Consider the following 4033-nt stretch of genomic DNA (forward strand, 5'->3'; position numbering starts at 1 on the left):
ATCAGCGAAGCGGTGGAAACCATCAAGCACAATCCCGACTCGCGCCGCATCATCGTGAGCGCCTGGAACGTGGGCGACCTGGACAACATGAACCTGCCGCCCTGCCACACCTTCTTCCAGTTCTACGTGGCCAACGGACGGTTGAGCCTGCAACTCTACCAGCGCAGCGCCGACACCTTCCTGGGCGTGCCGTTCAACATTGCCTCTTATGCCCTGCTGCTGCAGATGATGGCACAGGTGACGGGACTGAAAGCCGGAGACTTCATTCACACATTGGGCGACGCACATATCTACCTGAACCATCTGGAACAGGTGAAGCTGCAACTGACGCGCGAACCGCGTCCCCTGCCGCAGATGAAAATCAACCCTGACGTGAAGAGTATCTTCGACTTCCGTTACGAAGATTTTGAACTGGTGAACTACGACCCGCACCCGCACATTGCGGGCAAGGTATCCGTCTAACCCAAGCAAAAAAGAAGAAAATGATAAGCATCATTGCCGCCGTAGACCGCCGCATGGCCATCGGCTACCAAAACAAACTGTTGTTCTGGCTGCCCAACGACCTGAAACGCTTCAAGGCCCTGACCACGGGACACACCATCATCATGGGGCGCAAGACCTTCGAGTCGCTGCCCAAAGGCGCGCTGCCCAACCGCCGCAACGTGGTACTCTCGTCGAACGCCTCAGCCTCCTGCCCCGGAGCCGAAGTGTTCACCAGCCTGGAGAAGGCTCTGGAAAGCTGTGCAGAGGAAGAGGAGGTGTACATCATCGGAGGCGCCAGCGTGTACAGACAGGCGCTCCCGCTGGCCGACCGTCTTTGCCTGACCGAGATTGACGCGGAAGCTCCGCAGGCAGACGCCTACTTTCCGCCCGTAGACCCGGCGATGTGGCAAGAAAAAAGCAGAGAAGCCCACGCTGCAGACGAGAAGCATCCCTGCCCTTATACTTTTACCGACTACATCCGCCGCTGACGAGGACTACTCCTCCTCGTCTTCTTCATCCATCAGTATGGGCATCTGCCGCTTGATGGCCTCGTGGAAGGAAATCAGCGTCTCCGTGCGCGACAGCCCCAGCGGTTGAAGCTTGTCGTGAATGATGCTCAACAAGTGATGGTTGTTGCGGGCATAGAGTTTGATGAACATGTCGTACTTGCCTGTTGTGAAATGGCACTCCACCACTTCAGGAATAGCCTCCAAGGCCCTTGTAACGGAATCGAACGAAGCCGGATCTTTCAGATAAATGCCAATATAGGCACACGTCTCATACCCTATCTTTTCAGGGTCTATGATATATTCCGAACCTTTCAATATACCCAGATTGGTCAGCTTCTGAATGCGCTGGTGGATGGCAGCACCCGATACGTTGCAGGCACGGGCCACTTCCAGAAAAGGTATACGCGCATTGTCGGCAATCAGTTTCAATATCTGTTCGTCCAGAGTGTCCAGTTGATGATGTCCCATTTCAAAAAAATATAATTAATGAACAACTTATACATTGCCGTTTTATTACACGGCATTGCGCAAAGTTAGCCATTTTTCCATAAGAAAAAATACGATTTATAACTTTTAATGAGTTGCAATGAATAAAATTGCAGAAAAAAGTCGGTCAGGCAGATACACAAGCAAGAAAAGCCGGCATAAAAATTGGGGAAAACAGCCTGTTAATACTATCTTTGTAAAAACATCTAAAACTAAGAATATGAGAAAACTGAGTTTACTATTCGCATGTGTGCTGGTTGCGGCAACTACTTGCGCACAGGGCTTTACGGACTACTTTGCAGACAAGACACTGCGGGTGGACTATCTCTTCACCGGCAACGCCGACAAACAGGAAATCTGCCTGGACGAACTTTCATCACTGCCTACCTGGGCCGGACGCAGGCACCGACTGTCCGAACTTCCCCTGCAGGGAAACGGTCAGATTGTGATGAGGGACAAAGCCAGCGGAAAGACCATCTACACCACCTCTTTCTCGTCCCTTTTCCAGGAATGGCTGGAGACTGACGAGGCGAAAACAACCACCAAAGGATTTGAAAACAGCTTTCTGCTCCCCTACCCGTTGCAGCCGGCAGAGGTGGAAGTGACGCTGCTCAATCCCAGAAGGGGAGTAAGAGCCACGCTGAAGCACACGGTCAACCCGGACGACATACTGATACACAGCAAAGGCACTTCGCACGTCACACCGCACAAATACCTGCTGCAAAGCGGTACACCCGAGAAATGCATCGACGTAGCCATTCTGGCCGAAGGTTATACCAAAGAGGAGATGGAGACTTTCTATCAGGATGCCGCCATCGCCTGCGAAAGCCTGTTCGACCACGAACCCTTCAAAAGCATGAAGAAACGGTTCAACATCGTAGCCGTAACTTCACCTTCGGAAGACAGCGGCGTCAGCGTACCCCGACTGGGAGAATGGAAACGCACCGCCTTCAGTTCGCACTTCAGCACGTTCTACTCCGACCGCTACCTGACTACCTCGCGTGTGAAATCCATACACGACGCGCTGGCAGGCATCCCCTATGAGCACATCATCATCCTGGCCAACACAGACGAGTATGGCGGAGGAGGCATCTACAATTCGTACACACTGACAACCGCCCATCACCCGCAGTTCCGTCCCGTCGTGGTACACGAATTCGGCCACAGCTTCGGCGGACTGGCAGACGAGTATTTCTATGACGACGACGTGATGACGGACACCTATCCGCTGGACGTAGAGCCGTGGGAACAGAACATCAGTACCCGCAAGAACTTTGCCGCCAAATGGGAAGACATGGTTCCACAAAGGACACCTATTCCCACCCCGACAGACCAAAGCGAGAAGTATCCGGTAGGCGTATATGAAGGAGGCGGCTACTCAGCCAAAGGCATCTATCGCCCTGCCGACGACTGCCGGATGCGTACCAACAGCTACCCCACTTTCTGCCCCGTTTGCCAACGGGCCATTCAACGAATCATCGACTTCTATACCAAATAAGAATTTTCAACATACTGCACCGGAAACGCCTTTTCGGTGCAGTTTTCCTTCAAATCCTACAACAAAATGCTCAGTCTGCTACCCATTACAACAGCCGAAACGGCATTGTATCATTACATGGAAGAACTTCTGGTCAGCTCTTTCCCTTCTGACGAATACCGCAATCTGGAAGAACTGCGAATATACACCGACCGGCAACCAAACTTCCACAACAACGCCATCTTGAACGACGGAAGCCCCATCGGGCTACTCACTTACTGGGATTTCGACGGTTTCCACTACATCGAGCATTTCGCCATCCACCCTTCACAACGGAACGGCGGATTCGGCAAGAGGGTATTGAAATACCTGTGCAGCCTGCTGCAGGCACCCATCGTGCTCGAAGTAGAAATGCCCGATAACGAAATGGCCCGTCGAAGAATAGGCTTCTACCAAAGGCAAGGATTCACACTATGGGCAAGAGACTACCTCCAGCCTCCCTACAAGTCCGGAGACAGCTGGCTGCCAATGTATCTCATGGCACATGGATCGTTGAAATGTGAGAAAGATTTCGCAAGAGTCAGAAAAGAGATATACAGAGAAGTCTATCGTGCGGTGATTGAAAAATGAAAAAAACAAAGTCCAACTTACGAAAGTCGGAACTTTGTGCAAAAAAAAAGAAGGTGCGCATTTTGACACACCTTCTTTTCTATTCTATTTCAAATCAACCGATTACTGACGCTGTTGTGCAGAATAGTTGATCTTCAATGCATAAGCTCTACGAAGAGCTTCCTTGATATCGGTCACGATACCCATCTTGGTATCCTGGTCTACCTTCAAAGAAACAGTCATCTGAGGCTGGTCTTCTTCCTTCATACTGGCACGTTCACCAATGATGTAGTCCTGAATCTCAGAAACCTCTGCATAACTATCGTTCAACTGGATACGGCTTTCATTACCTAACTTCTTACGGAATTCGGCAGTAGGCTTTCCTACATAGATGAACGTAACCAATGATTTCTTCTCCAGTTTTTCCAATTCTGTACCTTGCGGAACCTTAAACTCAACCTTTAATGTT

At 50.8% G+C, this 4033-nt stretch carries 6 protein-coding genes; 4 read left to right on the forward strand and 2 right to left on the reverse strand.

The window, feature by feature from the left end; all coding sequences use genetic code 11:
* Together thyA and Q1Y74_RS13640 are read left to right on the forward strand one after the other, a co-directional pair.
* The coding region (thyA, locus tag Q1Y74_RS13635; RefSeq protein WP_300814837.1) for a thymidylate synthase at positions 1 to 462 on the forward strand (462 nt) is incomplete at its 5' end.
* A 20-nt stretch (positions 463 to 482) separates the two neighbouring features.
* Entirely contained in the window at positions 483 to 971 is a 489-nt protein-coding gene (locus tag Q1Y74_RS13640) for a dihydrofolate reductase (protein WP_300814838.1), read from the forward strand.
* Between the two features lie 6 nt (positions 972 to 977).
* Here Q1Y74_RS13640 and Q1Y74_RS13645 read toward each other — a convergent pair whose 3' ends face one another.
* Complete coding sequence (locus Q1Y74_RS13645; RefSeq protein WP_300814839.1) at positions 978 to 1460, reverse strand: Lrp/AsnC ligand binding domain-containing protein; 483 nt, start codon at positions 1458 to 1460, stop codon at positions 978 to 980.
* Positions 1461 to 1698: 238 nt separating this feature from the next.
* Here Q1Y74_RS13645 and Q1Y74_RS13650 point away from each other — a divergent pair, with 238 nt between their 5' ends.
* Together Q1Y74_RS13650 and Q1Y74_RS13655 are read left to right on the forward strand one after the other, a co-directional pair.
* Positions 1699 to 2976, forward strand: coding sequence for an IgA Peptidase M64 (locus Q1Y74_RS13650; RefSeq protein WP_300814840.1), 1278 nt, complete (start codon positions 1699 to 1701; stop codon positions 2974 to 2976).
* A gap of 66 nt (positions 2977 to 3042) precedes the next feature.
* Positions 3043 to 3585, forward strand: coding sequence for a GNAT family N-acetyltransferase (locus tag Q1Y74_RS13655; protein WP_300814841.1), 543 nt, complete (start codon positions 3043 to 3045; stop codon positions 3583 to 3585).
* Positions 3586 to 3687: 102 nt separating this feature from the next.
* On the opposite strand, the gene Q1Y74_RS13660 is transcribed toward Q1Y74_RS13655, so the two are convergent.
* On the reverse strand, positions 3688 to 4033 hold a 346-nt coding region (locus Q1Y74_RS13660), incomplete at its 5' end, for a biopolymer transporter ExbD (protein WP_300814842.1).

The sequence above is a fragment of the uncultured Bacteroides sp. genome (assembly GCF_949298305.1).
GTDB lineage: Bacteria > Bacteroidota > Bacteroidia > Bacteroidales > Bacteroidaceae > Bacteroides.

Bases quoted from the DNA above. Each gene is read 5' to 3' on its own strand.
- Q1Y74_RS13645 (WP_300814839.1), bottom strand. From the start codon at position 1,460: ATGGGACATCATCAACTGGACACTCTGGACGAACAGATATTGAAACTG.
- Q1Y74_RS13650 (WP_300814840.1), top strand. From the start codon at position 1,699: ATGAGAAAACTGAGTTTACTATTCGCATGTGTGCTGGTTGCGGCAACT.
- Q1Y74_RS13655 (WP_300814841.1), top strand. From the start codon at position 3,043: ATGCTCAGTCTGCTACCCATTACAACAGCCGAAACGGCATTGTATCAT.
- Q1Y74_RS13640 (WP_300814838.1), top strand. From the start codon at position 483: ATGATAAGCATCATTGCCGCCGTAGACCGCCGCATGGCCATCGGCTAC.